The organism is Serratia sp. Ag1 (genome assembly GCF_000743355.1).
Taxonomy (GTDB): Bacteria; Pseudomonadota; Gammaproteobacteria; order Enterobacterales; family Enterobacteriaceae; genus Chania.
This window is the reverse complement of sequence record NZ_JQEI01000025.1, coordinates 148,121-173,095: the sequence shown is the minus strand read 5'-3', so window position 1 is coordinate 173,095 and position 24,975 is coordinate 148,121. Positions and strand designations below refer to the sequence as shown.

The 24,975-nt window shown below is 52.2% G+C and carries 24 protein-coding genes; 10 read left to right on the top strand and 14 right to left on the bottom strand.

The window, feature by feature from the left end; translation table 11 throughout:
* Positions 1-113: 113 nt before the first annotated feature.
* Complete coding sequence (gene dapA, locus IV04_RS15725; RefSeq protein ID WP_037395562.1) at positions 114-995, bottom strand: 4-hydroxy-tetrahydrodipicolinate synthase; 882 nt, start codon at positions 993-995, stop codon at positions 114-116.
* A 127-nt stretch (positions 996-1,122) separates the two neighbouring features.
* Between dapA and IV04_RS15720 the strand changes: the two genes are divergently transcribed.
* Complete coding sequence (locus tag IV04_RS15720) at positions 1,123-1,710, top strand: glycine cleavage system transcriptional repressor (protein ID WP_197062139.1); 588 nt, start codon at positions 1,123-1,125, stop codon at positions 1,708-1,710.
* A 2-nt stretch (positions 1,711-1,712) separates the two neighbouring features.
* A complete protein-coding gene (gene bcp / locus IV04_RS15715) occupies positions 1,713-2,177 on the top strand; it encodes a thioredoxin-dependent thiol peroxidase (protein WP_037395560.1) in 465 nt (154 codons plus the stop codon).
* 54 nt (positions 2,178-2,231) lie between these two features.
* Here the strand turns inward: bcp and IV04_RS15710 are convergent, their stop codons facing one another.
* Entirely contained in the window at positions 2,232-3,308 is a 1,077-nt protein-coding gene (locus IV04_RS15710; RefSeq protein ID WP_037395559.1) for an AI-2E family transporter, read from the bottom strand.
* A 429-nt stretch (positions 3,309-3,737) separates the two neighbouring features.
* On the opposite strand from IV04_RS15710, the gene IV04_RS15705 reads away from it, so the two are divergent.
* Together IV04_RS15705 and arsC are read left to right on the top strand one after the other, a co-directional pair.
* Positions 3,738-5,207, top strand: coding sequence for a M48 family metallopeptidase (locus IV04_RS15705; protein ID WP_037395558.1), 1,470 nt, complete (start codon positions 3,738-3,740; stop codon positions 5,205-5,207).
* Positions 5,208-5,228: 21 nt separating this feature from the next.
* Positions 5,229-5,582, top strand: coding sequence for an arsenate reductase (glutaredoxin) (arsC, locus tag IV04_RS15700; protein ID WP_037395556.1), 354 nt, complete (start codon positions 5,229-5,231; stop codon positions 5,580-5,582).
* A gap of 12 nt (positions 5,583-5,594) precedes the next feature.
* Here the strand turns inward: arsC and hda are convergent, their stop codons facing one another.
* Positions 5,595-6,296, bottom strand: coding sequence for a DnaA inactivator Hda (gene hda / locus IV04_RS15695; protein ID WP_037395554.1), 702 nt, complete (start codon positions 6,294-6,296; stop codon positions 5,595-5,597).
* Here hda and IV04_RS26415 point away from each other — a divergent pair.
* A complete protein-coding gene (locus IV04_RS26415) occupies positions 6,266-6,436 on the top strand; it encodes a hypothetical protein (protein ID WP_156106824.1) in 171 nt (56 codons plus the stop codon). The genes hda and IV04_RS26415 overlap by 31 nt on opposite strands.
* Positions 6,437-6,749: 313 nt before the next feature.
* Positions 6,750-6,953 (top strand): hypothetical protein, encoded by a 204-nt coding sequence (locus IV04_RS15685; RefSeq protein ID WP_037395550.1) that lies wholly within the window; start codon positions 6,750-6,752, stop codon positions 6,951-6,953.
* A gap of 53 nt (positions 6,954-7,006) precedes the next feature.
* On the opposite strand, the gene IV04_RS15680 is transcribed toward IV04_RS15685, so the two are convergent.
* The 7 genes from IV04_RS15680 to upp all read right to left on the bottom strand — a co-directional run bounded on the left by IV04_RS15680 (position 7,007) and on the right by upp (position 15,996).
* Positions 7,007-7,669, bottom strand: coding sequence for a fimbria/pilus periplasmic chaperone (locus IV04_RS15680; protein ID WP_037395548.1), 663 nt, complete (start codon positions 7,667-7,669; stop codon positions 7,007-7,009).
* Between the two features lie 9 nt (positions 7,670-7,678).
* Entirely contained in the window at positions 7,679-9,301 is a 1,623-nt protein-coding gene (locus IV04_RS15675) for a hypothetical protein (protein ID WP_369794932.1), read from the bottom strand.
* Between the two features lie 13 nt (positions 9,302-9,314).
* Positions 9,315-11,855, bottom strand: coding sequence for a CS1-pili formation C-terminal domain-containing protein (locus IV04_RS15670; protein WP_369794928.1), 2,541 nt, complete (start codon positions 11,853-11,855; stop codon positions 9,315-9,317).
* A 147-nt stretch (positions 11,856-12,002) separates the two neighbouring features.
* Positions 12,003-12,671 carry a hypothetical protein gene (locus tag IV04_RS15665; protein WP_037395545.1) on the bottom strand — a complete coding sequence of 223 codons (669 nt, stop codon included), beginning with the start codon at positions 12,669-12,671 and terminating at the stop codon, positions 12,003-12,005.
* A gap of 78 nt (positions 12,672-12,749) precedes the next feature.
* On the bottom strand, positions 12,750-13,337 hold the full coding sequence (locus IV04_RS15660) for a common pilus major fimbrillin subunit EcpA (RefSeq protein WP_037395539.1): 588 nt from the start codon (positions 13,335-13,337) through the stop codon (positions 12,750-12,752).
* A gap of 621 nt (positions 13,338-13,958) precedes the next feature.
* Complete coding sequence (gene uraA, locus IV04_RS15655) at positions 13,959-15,245, bottom strand: uracil permease (RefSeq protein WP_037395538.1); 1,287 nt, start codon at positions 15,243-15,245, stop codon at positions 13,959-13,961.
* A 124-nt stretch (positions 15,246-15,369) separates the two neighbouring features.
* Positions 15,370-15,996: a uracil phosphoribosyltransferase gene (gene upp, locus IV04_RS15650; RefSeq protein WP_037395536.1), complete on the bottom strand. Its 627-nt coding sequence runs from the start codon at positions 15,994-15,996 to the stop codon at positions 15,370-15,372.
* Positions 15,997-16,338: 342 nt separating this feature from the next.
* Here upp and purM point away from each other — a divergent pair, with 342 nt between their 5' ends.
* The 3 genes from purM to speG all read left to right on the top strand — a co-directional run bounded on the left by purM (position 16,339) and on the right by speG (position 18,674).
* The gene (purM, locus tag IV04_RS15645; protein WP_037395534.1) at positions 16,339-17,376 is read left to right on the top strand and encodes a phosphoribosylformylglycinamidine cyclo-ligase; all 1,038 of its coding nucleotides are present in this window, start codon (positions 16,339-16,341) and stop codon (positions 17,374-17,376) included.
* The gene (gene purN, locus IV04_RS15640; RefSeq protein WP_037395533.1) at positions 17,376-18,014 is read left to right on the top strand and encodes a phosphoribosylglycinamide formyltransferase; all 639 of its coding nucleotides are present in this window, start codon (positions 17,376-17,378) and stop codon (positions 18,012-18,014) included. The genes purM and purN overlap by 1 nt, the downstream gene beginning before the upstream one ends.
* 114 nt (positions 18,015-18,128) lie before the next feature.
* Positions 18,129-18,674 carry a spermidine N1-acetyltransferase gene (speG, locus tag IV04_RS15635; protein WP_037395531.1) on the top strand — a complete coding sequence of 182 codons (546 nt, stop codon included), beginning with the start codon at positions 18,129-18,131 and terminating at the stop codon, positions 18,672-18,674.
* Between the two features lie 50 nt (positions 18,675-18,724).
* Here speG and IV04_RS15630 read toward each other — a convergent pair whose 3' ends face one another.
* Positions 18,725-19,231, bottom strand: a complete 507-nt coding sequence (locus tag IV04_RS15630) for a DUF1993 family protein (RefSeq protein WP_037395529.1) — start codon at positions 19,229-19,231, stop codon at positions 18,725-18,727.
* Positions 19,232-19,726: 495 nt separating this feature from the next.
* Between IV04_RS15630 and IV04_RS15625 the strand changes: the two genes are divergently transcribed.
* Entirely contained in the window at positions 19,727-20,284 is a 558-nt protein-coding gene (locus IV04_RS15625; RefSeq protein WP_051916830.1) for a polymer-forming cytoskeletal protein, read from the top strand.
* A gap of 6 nt (positions 20,285-20,290) precedes the next feature.
* On the opposite strand, the gene pstB is transcribed toward IV04_RS15625, so the two are convergent.
* Genes pstB through IV04_RS15610 form a run of 3 tightly spaced genes read right to left on the bottom strand, consistent with a single transcriptional unit; the run spans position 20,291 to position 24,964 of the window.
* The gene (pstB, locus tag IV04_RS15620) at positions 20,291-21,103 is read right to left on the bottom strand and encodes a phosphate ABC transporter ATP-binding protein PstB (protein ID WP_037395527.1); all 813 of its coding nucleotides are present in this window, start codon (positions 21,101-21,103) and stop codon (positions 20,291-20,293) included.
* 46 nt (positions 21,104-21,149) lie between these two features.
* Positions 21,150-22,802, bottom strand: a complete 1,653-nt coding sequence (gene pstA, locus IV04_RS15615) for a phosphate ABC transporter permease PstA (protein ID WP_037395525.1) — start codon at positions 22,800-22,802, stop codon at positions 21,150-21,152.
* Positions 22,799-24,964: an ABC transporter permease subunit gene (locus IV04_RS15610; RefSeq protein ID WP_037395523.1), complete on the bottom strand. Its 2,166-nt coding sequence runs from the start codon at positions 24,962-24,964 to the stop codon at positions 22,799-22,801. Before IV04_RS15610 ends, pstA begins: the two co-directional genes overlap by 4 nt.
* Positions 24,965-24,975: the final 11 nt, after the last annotated feature.

Below are 24,975 nucleotides of genomic sequence, written 5' to 3'. Positions count from 1 at the left end.
CTAAGAATGATATCCCCGTGCTACTTGAAGCGCTGGCAACGTGGGTCACCGACTCGCTCCCAATCACTGGGAATCGGTACGTGCCACGTTGCAGCGGCTTTAGTGACTTGGGGTTATAGCAAACCGGCGCTTTTCAACGCACGCTCCACCACAGGACGGGCAGCGTCGGTTAACGGCGTCATAGGTAGACGCATCGAATCGGTTGCCATCAATCCCAATACCTTACAAGCCCATTTCACCGGAATTGGATTGGGTTCTACAAATAAATCCTGATGCAACGGCATCAAGCGCTGATTCAAGCGGCGAGCTTCGGCAAAGTTGCCTTGGGCCGCAAGACGGCAAAGTTCTACCATTTCACGCGCGGCCACGTTGGCCGTCACAGAAATCACCCCTTTGCCACCCAGTTGCATGAAATCCAGGCCGCTGGCGTCATCGCCGCTCAGCAGAATGAAGTTTTCATCTTCAACCAACACTTGGATCTGACTTACGCGGCTTAAGTTCCCTGTTGCCTCTTTAACGGCAACAATATTCTTAATCTTGGCTAAACGCGCGATGGTCGGCGGCAGCATGTCACAACCGGTACGTGAAGGCACGTTATACAGGATCTGTGGCAGTTCGGTGCTCTCGGCAATCGCTTTAAAGTGCTGGTACAGCCCTTCCTGCGTTGGCCGGTTGTAGTATGGCGTGACCGTCAGGCAACCGACTACGCCGGTATCGTTTAAATGACGCGTGAGTGAGATCGCCTCACTGGTCGAGTTCGCCCCGGTTCCGGCGATCACCGGAATGCGGCCTGCGGCCAGCTCCAGCGTCTGCAGCACCACGTCAATATGCTCGTTATGGGCAAGCGTGGCGGATTCTCCGGTAGTCCCTACGGAAACAATAGCCGCAGTCCCACTGGCTACATGGTAATCAATCAGTTTTTTTAGGCTCGCACGATCGACAGCACCTTTGGCGTCCATCGGCGTAACCAGTGCAACAATACTTCCCGTAAACATTGGCCGTCCCCTCCACAAACAAGTGCCTCATGGTACTTTTGACACCTATCCAAAAGCAAGCAAACAACGTGCTGTAAGCGCTTGGCAGGCGGTTTTTTTTATGTTTACCATGGTAATCCCATTGAGCATGACAGGAAGCTCCATTTTGCCGAAGCCAGATGAACACTATCTCGTGATTACCGCACTGGGTGCCGATCGCCCCGGAATCGTCAACACCATCACCCGCCACGTCAGCAGTTGCGGGTGCAATATCGAAGATAGCCGTCTGGCCATGCTGGGTGAGGAATTTACCTTCATCATGTTGCTTTCCGGCAGTTGGAATGCCATAACCCTGATCGAGTCCACGCTGCCGCAAAAAGGAGCAGAGCTGGATTTACTGATTGTGATGAAGCGCACAAACTCACATGAGCGGCCACCCACGCCAGCGGCGGTATGGGTACAGGTGGAAGTCAAAGATTCACCGCATATCATTGAGCGTTTTACCGGCCTGTTTTACGCCAGCCAGATGAATATTGCAGAACTGGTATCGCGGACTCAGCCAGCAGAGGGCGATCTGCCGCCTCAGCTGTATATCCAGATTACTGCACACAGCCCCAGCACTGAGGATGCATCAAATATCGAACAGGCCTTTCATCGCCTATGTACAGAATTGAATGCACAAGGCAGTATTAGCGTTGTGAACTATCCACAGCATGATGAGAAAGATGGAGAGTAGTGATGAGCCCATTGAAAGCCGGTGATACAGCGCCAAAATTCAGTTTACTCGACCAGGACGGCGAGGAAATTCATTTGGCCGACTTCCAGGGACAGCGAGTTCTTGTTTACTTTTATCCTAAAGCCATGACGCCAGGCTGTACCGTTCAAGCTTGCGGCCTGCGGGATAATATGGACGAATTGAAAAAAGCTGGTGTCGAAGTGCTAGGCATCAGCACCGATAAACCGGAGAAACTGTCACGTTTTGCCGAGAAAGAATTGCTCAACTTCACGTTGTTATCTGATGAGGATCATCAGGTCGCCCAGCAGTTTGGCGTCTGGGGTGAAAAAACCTTCATGGGGAAAACCTATGACGGCATCCACCGTATCAGCTTCCTGATCGATGCTAACGGTAAGGTTGAGAAAGTGTTTGATGATTTCAAGACCACCAATCATCACGACATCGTACTGAATTACCTGAAGCAGTAATCTCTAAAGGTATTGATCTCAAAGCGCAGCACCCCGCTGCGCTTTGTTTTGCCCCTACTTCGTCTGTTCCCCTGTATCCAGCAGCATGTCGTCCGGCCAGGCATGAATCACCGCTTTCACTAACGTCGCCAGCGGAATGGCGAAGAATACGCCCCAGAACCCCCACAGCCCGCCAAAAATAACCACTGACAGGATGATTACCAGCGGATGCAGGTTGACCGCTTCAGAGAACAGAATCGGCACCAGCAGGTTACCATCCAGCCCCTGGACCACCAGATAAGCGATAATCAACGTCCAGAAATCAGCACCCAGCCCCCACTGGAACATCGCCACCACCACCACCGGGATCGTCACCAGCACTGCGCCAATGTAGGGAATCAGGACGGAAAAACCGACCAGCACCGCCAACAGCAACGAGTAACGCATATCCAGAATGAAAAACACCAGATAGGTTGCCACACCCACGATCACCATCTCCAAGACTTTGCCACGGATATAATTGGTGATCTGCTGGTTCATCTCTTTCCACACCTGCCCAGCCAGCCCACGATCGCGCGGCAGCACACGACGCACCGCATTGAGCATCTGCTCTTTATCCTTGAGCAGGAAAAACACCATCAATGGCACCAGAATCAGATAGATCGCCAGCGTCAGCAAGCCAACCAGCGAAGCCAGTGAAAACTTGACCACCGACTCCCCCATGCCAGACAGCCTACTGCGCAGGTTTTCTGCCATCATGTCGATAATGCCTACATCCACCAACGCCGGGTAACGCGTGGGCAAGGTGGTGGCATAGTTATAGAACTGGTTGAGCATGCCCGGTAAGTCGCTCATCAGGTTGATCCCCTGTTTCCAGGCGGTGGGGGCAACAACAAAAACCAGCAGCAACGTGATGCCAGCAAACACGATCAGCACCATGCTTGCTGCCCAGGTTCGCGACCAGCCCCAACGCTGCAGGCGTGCCGTCGGCCACTCAAGTAAATAAGCCAAGACAATCGCCACCAGCAGGGGGGCTAAAATACCACTCAGAAAGTAGAGAATGCAGAATCCGGCAACCAGGATCACCAGCAGCGCGATAGCTTGCGGGTCGGTAAAACGGCGGCGGTACCACTGTAACAACATCTCCAACATCAGAGATTGCTCCTTATTCCGTCAATGAGAATAGGCTTCCGCCTTTCCCTGTGCGATCCAGCAGGCAGGTGATGATGACTTGTTTTAACACAATTTCGGCCCGATTATCGCCGGGTAAATGTTTCATTGCGAGCAGTGGCTGGCTATCATGAAAAGGCTCCAGCCCGGTTCGCAAGAAAATAAATTTCTGTGATCCAATGCACTTTCGTGCTGATTGTACTGGAGAGTCTGGCATGCAAGAAGAACTCTTACGTGATGCTGGCGTCTTAATACCCATCATACTTCAAGTTGCAGGTGTGTTGACTACGCGCGCTCACCCCAGTCACATAGTTGTCTATGCTCCCGGGGATTCACGCGCTTGCCGCCTTCCTGCTACTCGAATTATTTAGGGTACAGTTGATGACTTTGATTTAAGGGAAACGCCTGACTATGACCACCCGGTTGACTAAAACAGCCTTAGCAGTACTGTTGCTCGGCACGCTCTGCGCCTCTGCGCCAGCACCGGTAAATGCAGACACACAGGATCAACTGCCAGACATCGGCACTAGCGCTGGTGGAACCTTGAGTATCGGCCAGGAATTGATCATGGGTGATTTTTATGTGCGGCAGTTGCGCGCCAGTGCCCCTTTAATTAACGATCCCTTATTAACCCAATATATCAATCAGTTGGGTAACCGATTGGTGGCGAGTGCCCATTCGGTAAAAACACCCTTCCACTTCTTTCTGGTGCGTAACGACGAAATAAACGCCTTCGCTTTCTTTGGCGGCAATGTGGTGCTGCACTCGGCGCTGTTCCGTGAAACCGACAACGAGAGCCAACTGGCTTCGGTGTTAGCGCACGAAATCTCGCACGTGACTCAACGCCATCTGGCACGCGCCATGGAAGATCAACAGCGCAATGCACCGTTAACCTGGGTTGGAGCGCTGGGTTCCATCCTGCTGGCCATGGCTAACCCGAGTATGGGGATGGCGGCGCTGAGCGGTACGCTGGCTGGCGCACAGCAAGGGATCATCAGTTTCACCCAAGCGAATGAGCAGGAAGCCGATCGCATTGGTATTCAGGTATTACAGCGGGCTGGTTTCGATCCAGAAGCCATGCCGGATTTTCTGCAAAAGCTGGCCGATCAGTCACGCTACGCCTCCAAACCGCCAGAAATGCTGCTGACGCACCCACTGCCTGACAGCCGCCTTTCCGACGCACGCAACCGCGCCAACCAGATGCCACGCCTGCTGGTGCAATCCAGTCAGGACTACCTGCTGGCCAGAGTGCGTACCCTCGGTATGTACAGTTCAGAAGGTTATGGCCTGACCGAAGAAATAATCAATAACTACAGCAAAGGCAATGTGCGGGAACAGATGGCGGCCAAATATGGCCGGGCGCTCCTGTACTACGAAGCAAAAAAGTATGATGAAGCACGCAATATTATTCAGCCATTGCTGACGCAGGATCCGAAAAACGTCTGGCTGCTGGATCTGATCACCGATATCGATCTGGGTCAGCAAAAAGCCCCGCAGGCTATTGCCCGCTTACAGGCGGTTAATGCCGAGCAAAGCAAGAATCCCGTTCTGCTGCTCAATCTGGCCAATGCCTACGTTGAAGGGAATCAGGCAGCACAAGCCTCAAGAATTCTTAACCGCTATACCTTTACCTACCCAGGCGATCCAAACGGTTGGGACCTGTTGGCGCAAGCCAGTGCCGCTCAAGGGTTACGCGATGAAGAACTTTCAGCCCGTGCAGAAAGCCTGGCGCTGGCAGGCCGTTTAGATCAGGCGATCGATTTACTCAGCAATGCCAGTTCCCTGCAAAAGTTGGGGAGCCTGAAACAAGCGCGTTACGATGCGCGTATCGACCAATTGCGCCAGTTACAGAAGAGCTTCAGCAAGTTCCAACGCAGCTAATTTGACCAAGGAATGATTGAAATGAAAAACGTCACTATCTACCACAATCCACGCTGCTCAAAAAGCCGTGAAACGCTGGCGCTGCTGGAACAGCATGGCGTTACTCCTGACGTGGTACTGTATCTGGAAACACCACCGTCAGTAGATGAATTGAAAACGCTGCTGAAAGAATTGGGATTTGGCTCCGCGCGTGAGCTGATGCGGCAAAAAGAGGATCTGTACAAAGCGCTGAATCTTGCGGATGCCAGCCTGAGCGAAGAACAGCTGTTGCAAGCAATGGTGGCGAACCCGAAACTGATCGAACGGCCAATCGTGGTGAAAGGCCATCAGGCGCGTATTGGCCGCCCACCGGAACAGGTGCTCGAAATTCTCTGATTTCGCTGGGGCTTACAGCCCCAGAATATCCTTCACGAACGGAATGGTCAGCTTGCGTTGCGCGGTGATCGACGCGTGATCGAGCTGATCCAGCGTCATAAACAACGTGCGCATTTCACGATCCAAACGCTTAAGCAGGAAACGGCCCACGTCTTCCGGCAGTTCAAACCCCCGCAGCTTGGCGCGCAATTGTAACGCCATCAGTTTCTCTTCATCAGAAAGCGGCTGCAGCTTGTAGATTTGCCCCCAGTCCAGACGCGAGGCCAGATCCGGTAAATGCAGATTCAACTGGCGCGGCGGACGATCGCCGGTAATAAACAAACGTGTCCGCCCGGTTTCCTGAATGCGGTTATAGAGATTGAAAATCGCCATTTCCCACTCTTCATCACCGGCAATACATTCAATGTTATCGATGCACACCAAAGCCAACTGCTCCATGCCATCCAACACTTCCGGCACGAAATAGGCCCGTTTGTCTAATGGCACATAGCCGACGGCCTCATCCCGCTGAGAAAGTTCGGCACAGGCCGCATGCAATAAATGGCTACGCCCTCCTCCCTCACGAGACCAGAAATAGATGTAACTACCATGTTCCTGACGGATTGCAGACTGGATCGCAGCTAATAGGGATGGGTTCTCCCCCGGATAAAAACTGGCAAAAGTTTCATCATCGGGAAGATAGAGTGGCAGTGAAAGCTGTGCCGGCGTATTCAGAAAAGCACCTCAACCAAAACTGGCAGGAAAACCGCATCAGTCTATCACAGAAAGCCAGAACTGTTGAACTAGCCGGTTTTTATGCCGCAATAGTGAGCAGAGATGGCGATTATGCCGCATCCCTGCTATACCCAAAATAATTCGAGTTGCTTGTAGGCGGCAACTGAACGACAAATGGGTCATAGACCCATTTGAACAGCGCCTGCGCTGGCCCGCAGGGTGAGCCTCTTTGAGGCTCATCATCCCCAGGAGCTTACTCAAGTAAGTGACTGGGATGAGTGACAAATCTGCTTGGCAGATTTGAACGCTGCTTGCAGCGGCCCCGAAGGGGCGAGGCCCAGTCTGGGCCGAGTAACGCAGCCAACACCCAAGCAACTTGAAGTATGACGGGTATATACACAAAGCACTTGGCTTCGTTCACGGCTCCACAGATTATGACAAGGATAATAGACAATGAAATCATGGAACAAAGTACTGCTGGCCGCGATTATTGGTTTGCTGGTGACGGGCTGCGATAGCGCCCCCAACACCGATAACACGCCAGACAAAGCTAGCGCGGAACAAATACCAGAACATGCGGCAGAGAACAGTATGGGCGAACAGCCACAAGAAACGGATGGCGCTAACGATCCGGCGGGGAAACCGGTTAGCCCATAAAGCGCCGGTTCCGGAGCACATACCAGGCAGTCTGCGTAAGTCTCCCCCTCTTATTATTCGTTGCAGCTTTTATCAACGTTAATAAAGGTGTCGTTATAGATGATGAATTTCTGCCCTTTCAGCTTGATGCCAGGATGGCTCAAAGTATCTCCTGGGCGTAAATATTCTGTCGTTCCTTCTTCATCGGTACTGTCGCACCCTGGTTTCAACAGAAATTTGAAGAAGGTATTGCCAGTATTTTTAATCGTGCCGCGCTGCTTGTCGAGTTGATAAGCAAACTGGGTTTCACGCGGTCTGACCACCAGAATAGTATCCATCACAACTATCGGTTCCAGATTGACGCTGGCTTTGCCACGTTGCGCAGCATCCTGATAGTTAGTGGGCACTTCGCGAAAAGCCACGCGATAATAACGCTCTTTATTATCTTTAGGCCCATGATAATAAAACTTGTAATACTCCCCCTGCCCGGCCTGCAAAATCAGCTGTTTGGGGGCAAACAGCAGTTCCCCGTCAGCCGGGCGGCTGCGCGTTTCCTGCTGCCCCGGCTTATCAATGGCACGAATGGAAACCTGATAAATGCGCGCGCTGTTGTTATTGTTCAACACGCGTTTAGCCACAAATGCCTCATCCTGATGCATGGCAAAGGTCATGGGGCCCACATTGATCGCGCCTGCGCTCAACGGCAGGCACAGGAGCCAAAGCAGTCGTTTTTTCACCTCATCCCCTTAGTTGATATTGCGCCAGGTCGCTTCAACATGGATCTCGCCCGCAGCCCTGACATCACCAAACCAACCATTACCATCAACGGTTTTGCTCGAGATGGGATCGTTCATCGGGATAGTAAATTTAACCCTGGTTTTATTCATCACGCCAACAGCGCCAGAAATATCGTTCCACGGCGTGCTGCTCCACAAGGCATTCGTCATATCATGCCATTGCCCGTCACACCCGGAGTCAAACGACTTTTCCGTACCTGTGCTGGTGGTAATACTGAGCTTAGCCGGGAAAGGCACTCGCGTCGCTGCATCTTCATCCGCAGAGAAAATACAGTAGGGATTCCCCGCCAATGACTGCGTTGGGCCTGTGGCCATCACCTTGACCACATCGGCGCTGCTCTTGCCACTGGTGGTAACAATATAGCCAAATTCCAGCGGCGGTTCCCCGTTGCCAACATAACCTTCGCGATAAGGCGCATTATCGAAATCATCAGAAATAATGCTGATACTGAAATCACGCGGTTTAATGATTAATTGGTTCGAGGTCGAAAACTCATACCAACCCGATTCCGGCGAGGTGGTGTTCTGAAAACGGAAGTTAATCAGATCACGGGTTCCACTGTCTGTGATGCCCAGGTTCACCATCTGCTTGAACAAGTTACTGGAAAAGAAGACATAAATCGCGTTATTGCTCTTCAATTCATCAAAAGTATAGTAATACGTCGTACCCGACGTGTTTTTCCACGTATTGCCGTTCAGGCTGAACTGCAGATCGGCCGCGTTGGCAACCGATGCCAGCGCAGCATGGTTGATTGAGGGGAACACATGAATCGAGGTGTTGCTGACACTGCCATCCGTCTGCAGATTGTAGCTCACCATTTTGCACATGATGCCGCTGCGGCTACCCACGGTTTGTGTCTTGCAGTCCGCATTCCCTTCACCAATGATCGGCACCCCGTCACTGTTAACAAATACCTCGGATACCGCGTTGGTATTGATAAACCGCAGGTGAGCAGCCTTGGTGTGGGACACATTACGTCGATACCAGGTTCCTGTACTCTGATTCTGGCAGCGCCCACCGCTGCTGGCGCTGTAGGCAACAGAAGTCTGGCAGTTATTGATCTGCATATTGAATGAGCTACCCGTAGCCATTTGCTTCAGGTACTGGTAAAAATTCGGCGACATCATGCCATGCATCCATTTTTGCCCGCCTGGCGTTACAACGGTGCCATAAAACCCTTTTTCATCCGTGGTTTCTGGCAGGATCAGGCTGGTATCCATGTTACAGCCGGCATACCAGTTAATACAGCGCAACCCCAAGAACGGGTTTTTGACCGGCGCATTTTCCAGCCACATGTCGAACCGCCAGTTGGCATTCAGACCGGTGTTATAACCGTTGTCGACGTAACCCAGGCTCTGCTGGTAAACCGTACCGGATCCACCATATTTCAGGCCTGTCCATTTATTGGCCCCGGTCAGACGTGGATCCAGCCCCCCAGCTGGGGTAACAAAGAAGTTATCGTCCGCATTGTTCTCAACAAAGACAAACTTCATCGCCGCAGCATCCGCCAGATTGGTCGGGTTGATAGCCAGCGCCGGAACGGCAGCCAACAAGCCACCGAGCAACAACATCAAGCGTGCTATTTTAGCCTTCATTACGCATTTCTCCTGCTTGCCCATGGCTGGCATAGGTTCTCAGCCCACGGCAAACCACGTCGCCAACCCAGACGGCGCCTTGCGCCTTAACCAGATCCAGTTCCACCTCACAGGTTTGACCTTGGCTCTGAGTAAAATCGATCACCGGGAATTTTTTATCCACATCCATCACAAACTCCCCTTTATCATCCGTGCGGGTAAGCCCGATGTGGTTTTTAATGTTAGCGTTGGCCAGCAAAGAGCCATCCTCCGCTTTAATGCGGCCAAATACCGTTACCAACTGTTTGATTTGTGGCTCAATCACCGCCACGTTGCCCGGGTACAGCGTCAAATTCGTTTTGCGCTTGGTGACGATATCAAAACTTTCCATCGAGTTTTTATTATTCATTAACTCAACGACATACTGGCCGTAAGGTGACAACGGCAGATAGTTTTTATCGCCGGTCAGCTTAACGATGCGCCCATCCACACGCGCAGTCAGCATGCCTTCTTTCTCCAGGCCGGTTTTGATAATAATCCCGGAGTTCCCTTCACTGCGCCCACTCGCCGCAATGTCACGCCCCTGCCAGCCCAAACTGCCACTGGCGGTCAAACTGGAGTTGACTGAACCGTTGGCAGAGCTGCTGACGTTAACCGTGCCAGTGGAATATTTAGTATCAAAGCGCGCATAAGCACCGCCGTTAAAATCATTATCCCCGTTGGTATCACCTGAAATAACCCGCGAAACGTTGGCACCGACCGTGCGGATCGTCCCTTCAGTCATCTCTTTACGGGCTGCAATATTGGCGGTGGTGTAACCATTCTGGTTGGAAACCCCAGCGCTAAACCAGTTGCCCAGCGGCAACGAGAAATCAAGCGCGATATACTTACCGGTATTCCCCTGCGAACTACTGTTGTTGTAGTTGTAACGCTGTACCCCGACACGCAGGCTCAACGTCCCATAATGGCTGGTAAACAGGTTCTGGAAGTAATCGACATTGTAATAATGGCTGTGGTTCTTCCTGTCATCGTTGTAACTGACGCTAAAGGTGCCCAGTCGCGGGCTGATTGCCCCCAGATTCAACGTGCCACCGATTGCCCGGTTATGAGCATCGTTCTGACGCAGTTTGTTGCCGATCGTCGTCTTTTCTTCATTTGCCCACAGCGTACTGAAGCCTCCAGGCAAGGTGACGCTAACGGTATTGATTAGGCTCCATGAATTATCGGCAGCCGTCATGCCCTGGGTACTCACCTGCAAGGCTTCGGCGATCGGTACGCTGATGCGCCCTTCCCCAACCGGGTTGTTGTCCAGCCAATAGCCGGACAGTGCCCAGTTCAGCATCTGCGCATTACCCGTGGCAGACGCCCCCGCCAGATAGGAATCTTTTGCTGCGCGGGTACGATCGTTGTCCCCACGCCACTCGCTCATACGCACCAGACCGCCCCAATACTGCCAGGACATAGCGGCGCTGGCGGCATGTGATGGGCTATAGAGCTTGTTAACCCGCTGAGTACGCCGGTTGATCACCTGACCATTCACCACCACTTCCACCTGCACGTCGTAAATGCCATAAGGCAGAGTACCGGTGTCAACTTCATGATTACCCATGGCAAAATTCTGCACGCTCAACAAGCGCCCATCACGTGACAGGTGAACTTCACCCGCCGCAGGGAAAAAGGCCACTATCGGGGTTAACGATTGGGTGTTATCCAACACGGTTGAACTGGCGCGGTTGCCATAAGACATGCCATAAATTTTACTTGCGTTGATGGTTGTGACCGGGCCGAGCGATTGCAGATTCCAACTGTCCAACATGCCTGCGGCAAAACGTCGGCCAGCAAAATCACGCTCATACATAGCTTTATAGATGTTGCCGTTCCGGTTACTGCTGCCGATGCCATAAACAGAACCGTTCACATCCACATGGTGTTCACGCAACGAGGTCAGGCTATTTAGCGATAAATAGCTGGAACTAAAACCTTCACTGGCTTTAGTACGGTTATCGTAAATCCCCAGGTTATAATTCAGCGTGCTGCTTAATGTATCGACGCTTGACGCACCTATATCGCTAGAACGTTCACGAAATACCGTGCCCATGGCAGATTCTTTGACGACCAGTTGCAGGTGCAACTGACGGAAATTCAAGGCCAACCAGGCATCGTCCGTCAGCATCACACGGTTTTTATCGTCAAATTCAGTATTTTCCAGCTTATTGAGTTGTTTTAACGTAGCTTCTGTCAGCTGTGCTCCGCCCTCATTATCTTCCAGAATAACCTGGCGGATCTTCAGACGGTTATTATCCAGGGATAACACAGCATGACCAATACGCTGATCGTCTTTCGGCGTGCCATTTTTCTCAAAATGCAGCAGAACCGGGATACTTACCCCTTCGCTCAGTGCCGTACGAAAAGCCTGAGGGATCAGAACACCATTAATTTGGTTCAACTCAGCAGCAAAAGCTGATTGTCCAGAAAGCAGAACGGTCGGTGTGGCAAACACCCCTACCGTAACCAATGTTTTTACCAACGCACCATCCAGGATTGGCTTCACTTAGAACTCCTTGAACTGTGTCTATACCCGCCATACTTCAGGTTGCTGTTCAAAAACGCGTTACGTTTTTGAACAGCAACTTGAATTATTTGGGGTATATGCCCTAAACAAGCTTTTTATGTATTCCATGACAAATCAGACACGGTTCTATTTAACTTGAATAAAGCGTTCTCCATACCAAAGTGCGACATGACTTTTCTTATCATTAATATCAACCTTAGTCAGAGCACGCTCTCTCCCAGGCATCACGAAATAGTTTTCTTTACAGTCGTTGCCGCTTTTCTTGTCTTTACACATGCCATAAGCCACCATCTTGAAAGTGGCATTCCCAGTGTTGGTGATTTTTCCATTAGCATACTGATGGTTGAATTGTACTTTGCGTGGCGCCACGACCAGGATAGTGCCAATACGTGCCGACGTCGTAGCCACCGCATTGCGTTTAGCGGTATTTTGCCCAGCATCGGATAATGCCTGATCGAGCCAGACAATCCGATAATAACGCTCTTTATTATCCTCAGGCCCTTTATAATAAAAGCGAATAACATCAATAGCTTTGGCTGGCATCATCAAGCTGGCAGGTGAGAGCAGCATTTCATCTGGCGTCTCCATCGGAATAATGGTGCCAGACTCTGATGGATTAGAAATCCGTTCTATTTTTATATTCACCAAGCGGCCATCATCCGTCGTATTTTTAATTTCTTTACTCAAAATTGCACTATCACTGTGCATAAATGAACTGATAGCCCCGACATCCAGCGCCAACGCGCTGTGACATAAAGAAAGCAGAAGCGGAATAGAAAAATAGAAACGACTCATAATAATTTTCCAACACTTTATATGAGCGAAAAACAGGGGAGGACCCCCTGTTTAAAACGCATTACCAAGAAGGGATGTTTAGATAGTCCAAGTAGCGTCGAACTCAACGCTCACATCACCACTCCAGATACCTTCTGGCAGTGCAGAGAAGTCAGTCACTTGAGTAGTACCATCAGAAGTTGCGCCAATGATGTTGAAAGTGAACTGATCTTGCGCGCTAGTGCGGCCAGTCTGGTTATAAGCGTTACTCAACGCGCTCAAGTTGCCACCCAGGATGCCAGCTGAGGTGTCAATCATGGTGGTTTTGCCAGTCTTTTCTACCGCAACACCATTGAAGTTAACGCCAACATCCAGAGTAGAACCAGAAGTGTCCAACTGAGTCAGGGTGTTAGAAACCAGTTTAGAAGTCAGTTTGAAATCACTGGCACTGGTATCGCCTTCGATAGTGATATCGAACAGGCCTTTCTGGCTGTTGAAGCCTTTGATACCTTCAGCATATTGGAAAGACAGGCTGCCCAGTGGCGTAACAACCAGTTTGCTCGTGGTATCTTTCTTAGCAGTTGCAGACCAGGTAGCCAGTGCCTGAGCAGTAACGTCTGCTGCCTGAGCAGTACCAACGATTGCGAATGCAGAAACCATTGCCAGAGCAAGTGTCATTTTTTTCATGGTAAAACTTCCTTAATGTATCGGTTTGTATATCCATTTGTATGTGACGTGCTTTGTCACCCCCACTCACTCTGGTAAAGCCAGTTGCTAGCGGGATAAGGCCAAGGTGAATTTACTTACTAGATAAATCTGTATTGGCCTGCCTGACTAGAAGGATATTACCCCAAACCAATAAGAAAAGACTTATTAACTACAAAAATGCAATTATTTAGATTAAAACACCAAATTTAATATTATTAAATGAGCATTAAGGTGTTAATAGCCAATAAAATGAAAGTTTATATGCGATTGGCAGCAATGTTTTTATACGAAATACCCCTTTTAACCTTCTCTTACTCAGTCAGAAATTAATTTCTGACAATTTCTATTTTTTAAAAAAAAGTATTAAAGATCAAAATAAACAAAAAATTAACCGTATATTTACAGGAATCAAACCTGTGAAAAATAAGAAAAAACTTAATAAATTCAAGTTACAAGCAGGAGGTGGCACTGCTCAAACTGGCCGTAGACCGATTTGAACAGCGCTTGCGCTGGCCCGAGGGGGCCGAGTAATGAAGAAACTTGAAGTATGAAGGGGATATCTCGAGCAAAAGGCCATCATCCATGGCCGTTGAGCATTAACTAATGGTCGCGCCGCTCTTCTGGCACATCAATCACTTCTTCTTCCCGGCGATACAGGCTGATCACCTTGAACAGCAGGCTCAGGCCGATACCCACGATGGTCGCCAGCGCCATGCCTTTCAGCTCTGCTGCGCCGATATGCACTTTGGCACCGCTCACCCCGATAATCAGGATCACCGAAGTCAGGATCAGGTTCTGCGCCTTGTTGTAATCCACCTTGGACTCAATCAGCACCCGGATACCCGAAGCGCCGATCACACCGTACAGCAGCAGAGAAACACCGCCCATCACCGGTACTGGCACCGCCTGGATCGCCGCCGCCAGCTTACCTACGCAAGAAAGCAGGATCGCTAGAATCGCCGCGCCGCCGATTACCCAGGTACTGTAAACCTTGGTGATCGCCATCACGCCAATGTTCTCACCATAGGTGGTGTTAGGCGTTGAGCCGAAGAAGCCGGAAATCACCGTCGAGATACCGTTGGCAAACATCGAACGATGTAAGCCGGGATCGCGCAACAGGTCTTTTTTGACAATATTCGCCGTCACCACCAAATGGCCAACGTGTTCAGCAATCACCACCAGCGCTGCGGGCAAAATGGTGAAAATAGCGAACCATTCAAAACGCGGCGTATAGAAGGTTGGCAGTGCAAACCAGTGCGCTTCACGGATGGGCGTCAGATCCACTACGCCCATCACGAACGACAGCGCATAACCCACCAGCACCCCGATCAGGATCGGGATAATCGCCAGGAAACCACGGAACAGGACCGAACCGAGCACGGTGACCCCCAGCGTCACCAGTGAAATCGTGATGGTGGTGCTGTCGGCTGAAGTGCCTTCGGCAGGTAACAAGCCAGCCATATTGGCCGCCACACCTGCCAGTTCCAAACCGATCACCGCCACGATGGCCCCCATCGCGGCGGGCGGGAAGATCACATCCAGCCAGCCGGTCCCAGCTTTTTTCACAATCAACGCCACCAGGCAAAACAGCACGCCGCACATGATAAAACCGCCGAGCGCCACTTCATAACCCAACGGCAACAGCAGCAATACCGGTGAAATAAACGCAAAGCTGGAGCCTAGATAGGCCGGGATCTTGCCTTTACAGATAAACAGATACAGCAGCGTCCCGATACCGTTGAACAGCAACACCGTCGCTGGGTTGATTTTGAATAAAATCGGCACCAAAACGGTCGCACCAAACATGGCGAACAGATGCTGGAAGCTGAGTGGAATGGTTTGGAGTAACGGCGGGCGTTCGCTGACGCCGATAGCACGACGGGTCATGTATTTTTTCCTCTGAACTATTATCAGTTGTGTTGGCTTGATTATAAATGCTCTATGGATTTCAAGTTGTAGCTTGAAAGACGACGAGCATTAAAAAGCCGACTCTCTGGTCGGCTTATTTAAATTATTTAGTCCCAAATATCTTATCGCCTGCATCACCCAGGCCAGGCACAATGTAGCCATTCTCATTGAGATACTTATCAATAGAAGCGGTATACAGCTCTACATCCGGGTGGGCTTTCTCCAGCGCTTTAACCCCTTCCGGGGCCGCAACCAACACCAGCACCTTGATACTGCTGCAACCCGCTTTCTTCAGCAAATCGATAGTCGCAATCATCGAGCCACCGGTAGCCAACATTGGGTCAACCACTAGCGCCATACGTTCTGAAATGTTGGAAACCAGCTTCTGGAAATAAGGCACCGGCTGCAGGGTTTCTTCATCACGGTAAAAACCCACTACGCTGATACGCGCACTGGGGACGTGCTCAAGTACCCCTTCCATCATGCCAAGCCCGGCACGCAGGATTGGCACCACGGTAATTTTTTTCCCTTTAATCTGTTCGACTTCAACCGGCCCACACCAGCCTTCAATAGTCACTTTTTCAGTCACCAGATCGGCGGTCGCTTCATAGGTCAACAAACTCCCCACTTCAGAAGCCAGCTCACGAAAGCGCTTGGTGCTGATGTCATGCTCACGCATCAGGCCAAGTTTGTGTTTAACCAGCGGGTGTTTCACCTCAACGATCTTCATCATTATTCTCCTATTAAGGCGGTTGACGGCCAAAAAAATCGCGGGATTATACCGTCTTTTACCGAGTGCGCCACTACCAATAGCCGTATCAAGATCAACAAAAGATCGATAATTATTATATACCCAATAAATCTCGGGCAGCGTTTTGGGGCAAGAGCATTAATCCTCAACCACTGGCTGGCCCCGTTCGCCAGAGTAATAGAAACCTCGAACGAAAAGTGGGAGCAAGCCAACACGGTTCTCGCAAACGTTTGCTTGCGCTGTTAGAATTGCCGCGCCTTATTCCGGAAACAACACCGGAAGCACAGTTTTCAAACCGCAAACCGTCGTGGGGATCGCGCAGTGACCGACAAAACCTCTCTCAGCTATAAAGACGCAGGTGTCGATATCGATGCTGGCAACGCATTGGTAGATCGCATCAAAGGTGTAGTTAAACAGACCCGCCGCCCGGAAGTAATGGGTGGCCTAGGCGGGTTTGGCGCCCTGTGTGCGTTGCCGCAGAAATACCGCGAACCAATACTGGTTTCTGGGACCGACGGCGTAGGCACCAAGCTGCGCCTGGCGATGGACCTGAAACGTCACGACACCATCGGTATCGATCTGGTTGCGATGTGTGTGAACGACCTGGTGGTTCAGGGTGCTGAACCGCTGTTCTTCCTTGATTATTATGCAACCGGCAAACTGGATGTAGACACTGCCACCAGCGTGATCAGCGGCATCGCCGAAGGTTGCAAGCAGTCTGGTTGTGCGCTGGTGGGGGGCGAAACCGCCGAAATGCCAGGTATGTACCACGGTGAGGATTATGACGTCGCCGGTTTCTGCGTGGGCGTGGTCGAGAAATCCGAGATCATCGACGGCAGCAAAGTGCAGCCGGGTGATGCTCTGATCGCCTTGGGTGCTTCCGGTCCGCATTCCAACGGTTATTCACTGGTGCGCAAGATCCTTGAAGTCAGTAATACCGATCCTACGACGACCCTGCTGGAAGGCAAACCGCTGGCAGATCATCTGCTTGCGCCGACCAAAATTTACGTCAAATCCGTGCTGGAGCTGATTGCCAAGGTTGAGGTGCATGCAATTGCTCACCTGACCGGTGGTGGCTTCTGGGAGAACATCCCGCGCGTGCTGCCAGAAGGTATGCAGGCGAACATTGATGAATCAAGCTGGCAGTGGCCAGCGATCTTCAATTGGCTGCAACAGGCCGGTAACGTCAGCCGCCACGAGATGTATCGCACCTTTAACTGCGGCGTGGGGATGGTGATTGCGCTGCCGGAAAGTGCGGTTGAAGAAGCTATCGCTTTGTTGACCGCTGCCGGTGAAAAAGCCTGGAAAATCGGTAAACTGACGGCTTCTTCTGACGAACAACAAGTGATTATTCAGTGATGAAAAAGATTGTGGTGTTGGTCTCTGGCCAGGGGAGCAATCTCCAGGCGTTGATTGACGCCTGCCAGCAAGGCCGGATTGCCGCCAATATTGTGGCGGTATTCAGCAACAAAGCCCAAGCTTATGGCCTGCAGCGTGCCGCAGACGCTGGCATTGCCGCCCATGCGCTGGATGCCAGCGCCTTTGCCGACCGTGAGGCGTTCGATGCGGCACTGGCTGCCGAAATCGATCAATACCAGCCCGATCTGGTGGTGCTGGCGGGTTATATGCGCATCCTCAGCAGCGCTTTTGTTCAGCACTATGCCGGGCGTATGCTGAACATCCATCCGTCACTGCTGCCGAAATATCCCGGCCTGCACACTCATAAGCAAGCGATCGACAACGGCGACAGCGAGCACGGTACTTCGGTGCATTTCGTTACCGAGCAACTCGACGGCGGCCCGGTGATCCTGCAAGCCAAAGTGCCTATTTTCCCCGGTGACGAGGAAGATGAGGTGATTGAACGCGTGCAGACGCAGGAACACCGTATTTACCCACTGGTGGTGAACTGGTTTATTGCCGGGCGGCTGGCAATGGGTGATAACGCGGCTTGGCTGGATGGGGAACGCCTGCCTGCGCAAGGCCATGCGGCAGACTAGCGCCTGCAATCTGAATACAGCCTAAACGGTGCCCTGAGTGGCACCGTTTTTTTTCGCCCTAATCTAATGCCCAGCATTATACTTTGCACATATTCATTATGTTGAGGAAAAGATATGCCAAGCACCACCAGCGTCAAATTACGCCCACTGGAACGGGACGATTTGACGTTCGTTCATCAGATGGATAACAACGCCAGCGTAATGCGCTACTGGTTTGAAGAACCGTATGAAGCCTTTGTCGAACTGTCCGATCTGTACGACAAACACATTCACGATCAGAGCGAACGGCGCTTTATTATCGAACACGAAGGGGCCAAAGTCGGTCTGGTTGAACTGGTGGAGATCGATCACATCCACCGCCGCGCCGAATTTCAGATCATTATTGATCCGGCCCATCAGGGCAAAGGCTACGCTGGCACCGCCGCCAAGCTGGCGATGGACTATGGTTTCTCCGTACTGAATCTGTATAAACTTTATTTGATCGTCGACAAAGAGAACCCGAAAGCGATTCACATTTACAGTAAATTAGGGTTCGAAGTGGAAGGTGAGCTGATCGACGAGTTCTTTGTTAACGGCGAATATCGCACCGTGCTGCGCATGTGTATCTTCCAACCGCAATATCTGGCGAAGTTCAAAACACCGCACCTAACGCCAAAGTAAGCATACAGGAGAGGGGTTAACAGCCCCCTCTCCGCAGTCTAGAGAAAAAGTCAGACCTGACCCAGATAATCCATTTTACCCAACTCAACGCCCTGATGGCGCAGAATGGCGTAAGCTGCCGTCAGATGGAAATAGAAATTCGGGATAGCGAAAGTCAGCAGGTAGCCCTCTGCCGTAAAGCTGAATTCCCGTGATTTACTCTGCAGCTTGATCGTGCGCCCATCGGCGTCAGCAAAATCACCAGCCTGGAAGCGTTGCAGATAAGCGATGGTTTTCTCAATACGCTGATGTAATTCAGCAAAGCTCGCCTCATTGTCTGGCATCGCTGGCACTTCCTGCCCGCTGAGCCTGGCGACCGCACCTTTCGCCGTATCACTGGTAATCTGCACCTGCCGTAACAGAGGGAACATATCCGGTGCTAAGCGCGCCTCCAGCAGCGTACTTTCGGCTAGCTGTTTTTCATGCAGAAACTGCTCCGCCTTCTTTAAGATCGATGACAGGTTCTGTAAACCACGGATGAACTGTGCAGGGGAATGGGCATAAATTGACAATGACATAACATCTCCTTATTTTAGCAACGAGTTTCCGCATGAATCTTACGCCTTCCACCACCTTAATGTTGCAAAGTTGTTTAGCAATTCATGCCAATAAAATAATATATAACTATATCAGTCGGTTATTGAGTTACGGTTGAAACCACAACTGAAAGTCAGCATTCTTAGAAATTCTGATTAACAAACCGCATGATGATTTAATGCTCATTGTTAGGTATCATTCCGGCCACTACCTATAGCCCCAACGGAAACGGTGACTGCGGGCAGGTAACACCATTCCCCGTCCTCTGCTGCAAACGGAATTCAATCGGCCTGAGAAACATGCGTAAATACAATTTATTATGGTGTATCTGGGTGTTATGGGCTTTACTCATAATGCTTTGGCTGACAGGGCTCGGCACCAACGGAACAAACCTGAACCGACCGCTACTCGCAACGTTATTCGTTATGCTGTTGGTAACTATCGCGTTTATCTACAAAATACCAAGGATGAATAAAATGCTGTCATTCAATAAACAGAAAAAATCTGCTAGTGAGTCAAAATCACCTGAGGTGATTGATTCACCAACATCACCGACGGCACCTCAGCCTGAGTTGGTAGCCCCTAGTGATGTTGCCGATGCCATCAAACCGATCCGCGCCAAGAAAGACACCTTTGTCTCTAATGGGGCTCAGTTTACCGGGGTGATCGAAGGCGACGGCAATATCATCATCGAAGGCCAGGTTGAAGGTAACATCATCTGTATGCACATGGTACGCATCGAAAATAGCGGCAGCGTCAAAGGTGAAATCCGCGCGCAGCAGATCATGATTAACGGTTCGGTGGAAGGCCGGTGCTATGCTGAATCGCTGTCAATTCAGCCCAAAGGCAGCGTGCGTGGGGATATTTTTGCTGACGAAATCTCGATCGAGAAAGGCGGCGTGTTTATCGGCCAGTCGCAACTGATGCAGAAGGCTCAACCCGCAGCCCCCGCAAAAATCACGCCGTTGAAAACCGCTCTTAGCTCCGCTGAACCCGAAAACCAGCCGGAACCATCAAACAAGCAAAACAAATAAACCGCATCAACCATATCGGCCAGTGATGTAATCTTCCGTACGGCGCTGGCTCGGTGAGGTAAAAATACCATCGGTATGGTTATATTCCACCAGTCGTCCCTGGTGGATAAATGCCGTATAGTCCGAGACCCGCGCCGCCTGCTGCATATTGTGCGTTACCAATACCACGCTGTAGCGCTGTTTCAGGGCCGCAATAAGCTCCTCGATGGTGAGCGTTGAGATGGGATCCAACGCCGAGGTCGGTTCATCCAGCAAGAGCACTTCAGGTTCAATCGCGATCGCACGGGCAATCACTAGGCGTTGTTGCTGGCCGCTGGACAAGCGGAACGCATTCTCGCGCAAGCGATCTTTCACCTCATGCCACAAGGCTGCTGCGCGCAAGGAACGCTCTACGGCCTCGTCCAAAATACGCCGCTCGCGGATCCCTTGCAGCCGCAGGCCGTAAACCACATTTTCGTAGATGGATTTCGGGAACGGATTTGGCCGCTGAAACACCATACCAACGCGCCGCCGCAATGCGGCCACCTCAACCTGGGGGCCGGAAATGATTTCGCCGTTGAGCCGCAGCTCACCGTTGATGCGGCAATCGTCGACCAGATCGTTCATACGGTTAAAACAGCGCAGCAGCGTTGACTTCCCGCAGCCAGAAGGCCCAATCAGTGCCGTGACGCGGTGTTTCGGAATACGCAGGGAGATATCGTGCAATACCTGCTTTGCACCGTAAAACAGATTCAGGCCGTTTACCGACAGTGCAGTCTCCTCATCCGCAAGATGCTGAACATCCAGCAGGGGTAAACTGTCTGGCATCATCAAACCCATGGTGTACTCCCCAAAACGTCATCCTCTTTCGCTCTGTAACAGCAGACTATTGCGACCCTATCTTATAACGCTCCCGCAGCGAATGGCGGATCCCCATCGCTGCCAGATTAAGCCCCACCACAATCAACACCAACAGGAACGCCGTCGCAAATACCAACGGCCTGGCCGCCTCTGCGCTCGGGCTCTGAAATGCCATGTCGTAGATCTGAAAACTCAAGTGCATGAATTTCCGTTCTAAATGCAGATACGGGAAAATATCATCCACCGGCAGCACCGGCACCGACTTCACGACGCCAACCAGCATCAACGGTGCCGTTTCCCCCGCCGCACGCGCTACGGCCAGGATCAAGCCGGTCATCATCGCCGGAGCCGCCATCGGCAACACAATATGCCACAGCGTTTCTGCACGCGTAGCCCCCAATGCCAGCGATCCTTGGCGCAAGGTGGCCGGAATGCGCGACAGCCCTTCTTCAGTCGCCACAATCACCACCGGCAAGGTTAGCAGGGCCAGCGTCAACGCCGCCCATAACACGCCGGGCGTGCCAAAGGTCGGATTGGGCAGCGATTCGGGGTAAAACAGTTGATCGAGAGTGCCGCCAATCATATACACAAAAAAGCCAAGGCCAAACACGCCATACACGATCGAAGGCACACCAGCCAGATTGACCACAGAGATACGGATCAAGCGCGTCAGCAGGTTATTCCCCGCATACTCATGCAGATAGAGCGCAGCGATAACGCCAAATGGCATTACCACGATCGACATCAGGATAACCATCAGCACGGTGCCGAAAATCGCCGGGAACACGCCCCCTTCAGTGTTAGCCTCGCGCGGGCTGTCGGTCAAAAACTTGTGTACCTGAACGGCCCAATGTAGCAGTTTTTGCCCGCTTCCCATGGCATTCGGATACCAGGCATCGCGCACCTGGCTGAGCGGGATAGTATGAACTTGCCCGTGCATATCGCGTAATAACAAAGCGTCACGCTCCAGATCGCGATTCAGCCACTCCAGTTTATCGGCCAGTTGCCGATATTGACGCTGTAATTCCAACCTCTCAGCGCGGATAGAGGCCTGTAGCCGTTCGTCCAGTTTATTATCACGCAACAGGCTTTTTTCGTGCAGGCGCAGGTTTTCAAATTGCTGATTGATACGCGCCATATCACGGGATTGAATGTGGTGCGCCTGACGGGCAAGAGCAGCAATCTGTGGCAAGCGCTGTAACAACGCCTGGCTGAGATCGCTCCCGGTCAATGGCTGGCCGTCTTCCAGCATCCCGGCCAGATAGCCGTAGGCGGTGCCATTAGTATTGCGCTCCAGTACCAGTAAATCCGCTGGGGTGGTTCGCTGGCGAACGTCGCTGGCCAGCAGAGTGCGGAAATCCTGCCCTTCAATTTCACGGTTACCCACTTTGATCAGATAACGGGTAAAGCTTTGCGCCTCGCCTTTGGGCGGCACGACGCCGGAATCTTGCAACTGGCGGCGCGACAGCGTTTGTTGTTGATAAAGCTCACCAATCACCATCACCGATCCTGCGGCAGTTTGATTCAGTTCAAACAGGTAAACCGGGCTGGGCCAGAAATAGCGCATCCCCTGCCCGGCCAACAGCAGCAAAATACCGATCAGCGCCAGCAGGCTGACCGCGACCGACGCGGCAGTCAACCAAATCCAGGGAGAACCGCTGCCAATCCACTTTCTCATGGCGTCTCCTGATTCAGCGTATAGCGCTTGCGCAGGCGCAAACGCACCGCTTCAGCCAGCGTGTTAAACATAAAGGTAAAGATGAACAACACCAGCGCAGTCAGGAACAGCACGCGGTAATGGCTGCCACCGACCACCGCCTCCGGCATTTCAATGGCGATATTGGCGGCCAGAGCGCGCAACCCCTGGAACAGGCTACCATCAATAATCGACGTATTGCCGGTGGCCATCAGTACGATCATGGTTTCCCCGACCGCCCGGCCAAAACCAATCATCAGGGCTGAAAATATCCCGGCGCTGGCAGAAGGCAACACAACGCCAACCACGGTTTGCCACTGGGTCGCCCCCAACGCCAGCGAACCACGGCTGAGTGCGGTCGGCACGCTGAACAGAGCGTCTTCGGCCAGCGAGAAAATAATCGGCACCAACGCAAACCCCATCGCCACGCCGACCACTAGCGTATTGCGCTGATCGTAACCCTCACCCAACCGATAGTGCAGCGGTTCACCAAACAGTTGCAGCTCCAGCCGAGGCCCGATGGCGAACGCCAGCCAGACGGTCAGCACCACCAGCGGCAACAGCAACAGTAAATCCAGCCCCGGGGCCAAGCGGCGCGGTGCAAACTGGTTAACCAGCCAGCCGCACAACAGCACCACAATCGCCAACAGCAACGGCAACGCGATCACCGCCAGCAGGTAAGTTTCCATCAGCGGGGCCAACCAGATACCGGCCACCAGCCCAATCACCACCGTTGGTAACGCCCCCATCACTTCCATCGCCGGTTTCACCACGCGCCGTAATCCAGCCGACATAAAGCAGGCGGTATAAATCGCTCCGGCCAGTGCCAGTGGCACGGCAAACAACATGGAATAGCCTGCGGCCTTAAAAGTGCCGAAGATCACCGGGATCAGGCTGAATTTGGCCTGATAGCTATCTTCCCCCGACGTGGACTGCCAAACATAAGCCGGTTCCGGGTAGTTTTCATACCACACCTTCTGCCACAGCGAACGCCAGGTGACGTCGGGATAAGGATTATCCACAGCGTAATGCTGCCAACCCTGGGCGGTTTCCAGCAGCAGGCCATCGCCACGCGGGGCAAATGCCATCTGCTGCACCTCACCATGCACGCGGGTATTCAACAAGGGTTGCGGCTGAATAGTGGAAAATAACGCGAATGCGCCCCCCGGTTGCCATGAGGCAAACACCCGGCGATAGGGTTCGGTCACCAGTAATTCATCTGGCAATACCCGGTGTGCAAATTGCTGTATTGGCGTCAACTGGCGTTGCTGATGGTGTTCTACCGTGAACCATTCACGCAGGCTGCCATCCGCCGCACGGATTAATAGCGCATTACCACCGGGTAAAGTTGTCAGCTGATAAGGTGGAAATTCACCCAGAGTGCGCGTCTCCCGCAAAGATAACTGCGCGCCGTCGATCTGGTAACGGGCCAGTTGATTCCCACTGAGTAGATAAAGTTGGCGGCCATCTGGCGTCAGCAACAGTTGCTGTGCGGCGGCTTTCAGTTGCACCTGCGTCTGCTGCGCTGGCGCGGAAGGGCTGAAACGGCCAAACAATAAACGATGATCGTCAGTCACCGCTGCCAGCAGGGTGGCTCCCGCGCGCGTTGAGGCCAGCGCCAGCAGCGCCAACGGTTTCCCTTGGGGATCGAATGCCAGCGGTTGCTGGCCTAGCGGAAAGTGCCATTGCGGTGGTTCACTGGCAAAATCAGCCTGAACCACCGCCACGCGACCATCGGCTTGGGCCAGCGCAAACAGATCGCGCTCACCAGCAGCCCGCGCCAACAGCAGCGGTTTACTCAGCAAAGTGTGTTGCGCTAAAAGTTGCCCTGCGCTGTCATAGCCTTGCGCTACCAGGCGATAAAAACGGCCTTCACCCTGTTGATCGATGCGGTAACCGATACGCTGCTGTACATCCATACCGATCGCCCAGGCTGGGGAGGCATTAACAATCGGCAATGGGCGTGCAGCCCCGAGCGAAACCGGTTTAAACAATGGCAATACCGAAAGCAGCAGATAAACGAAAATCAGCAGCAACGTCATCAGCACCAGCAATCCGCTAACGGTGACAGCCCCTTGCACGCCGCGATCGGCCAGCGCCCGCCAACGATCGCGGGGAGGTTGATTGACCTTTGTCTGTGCCATGTCTTTCGCTG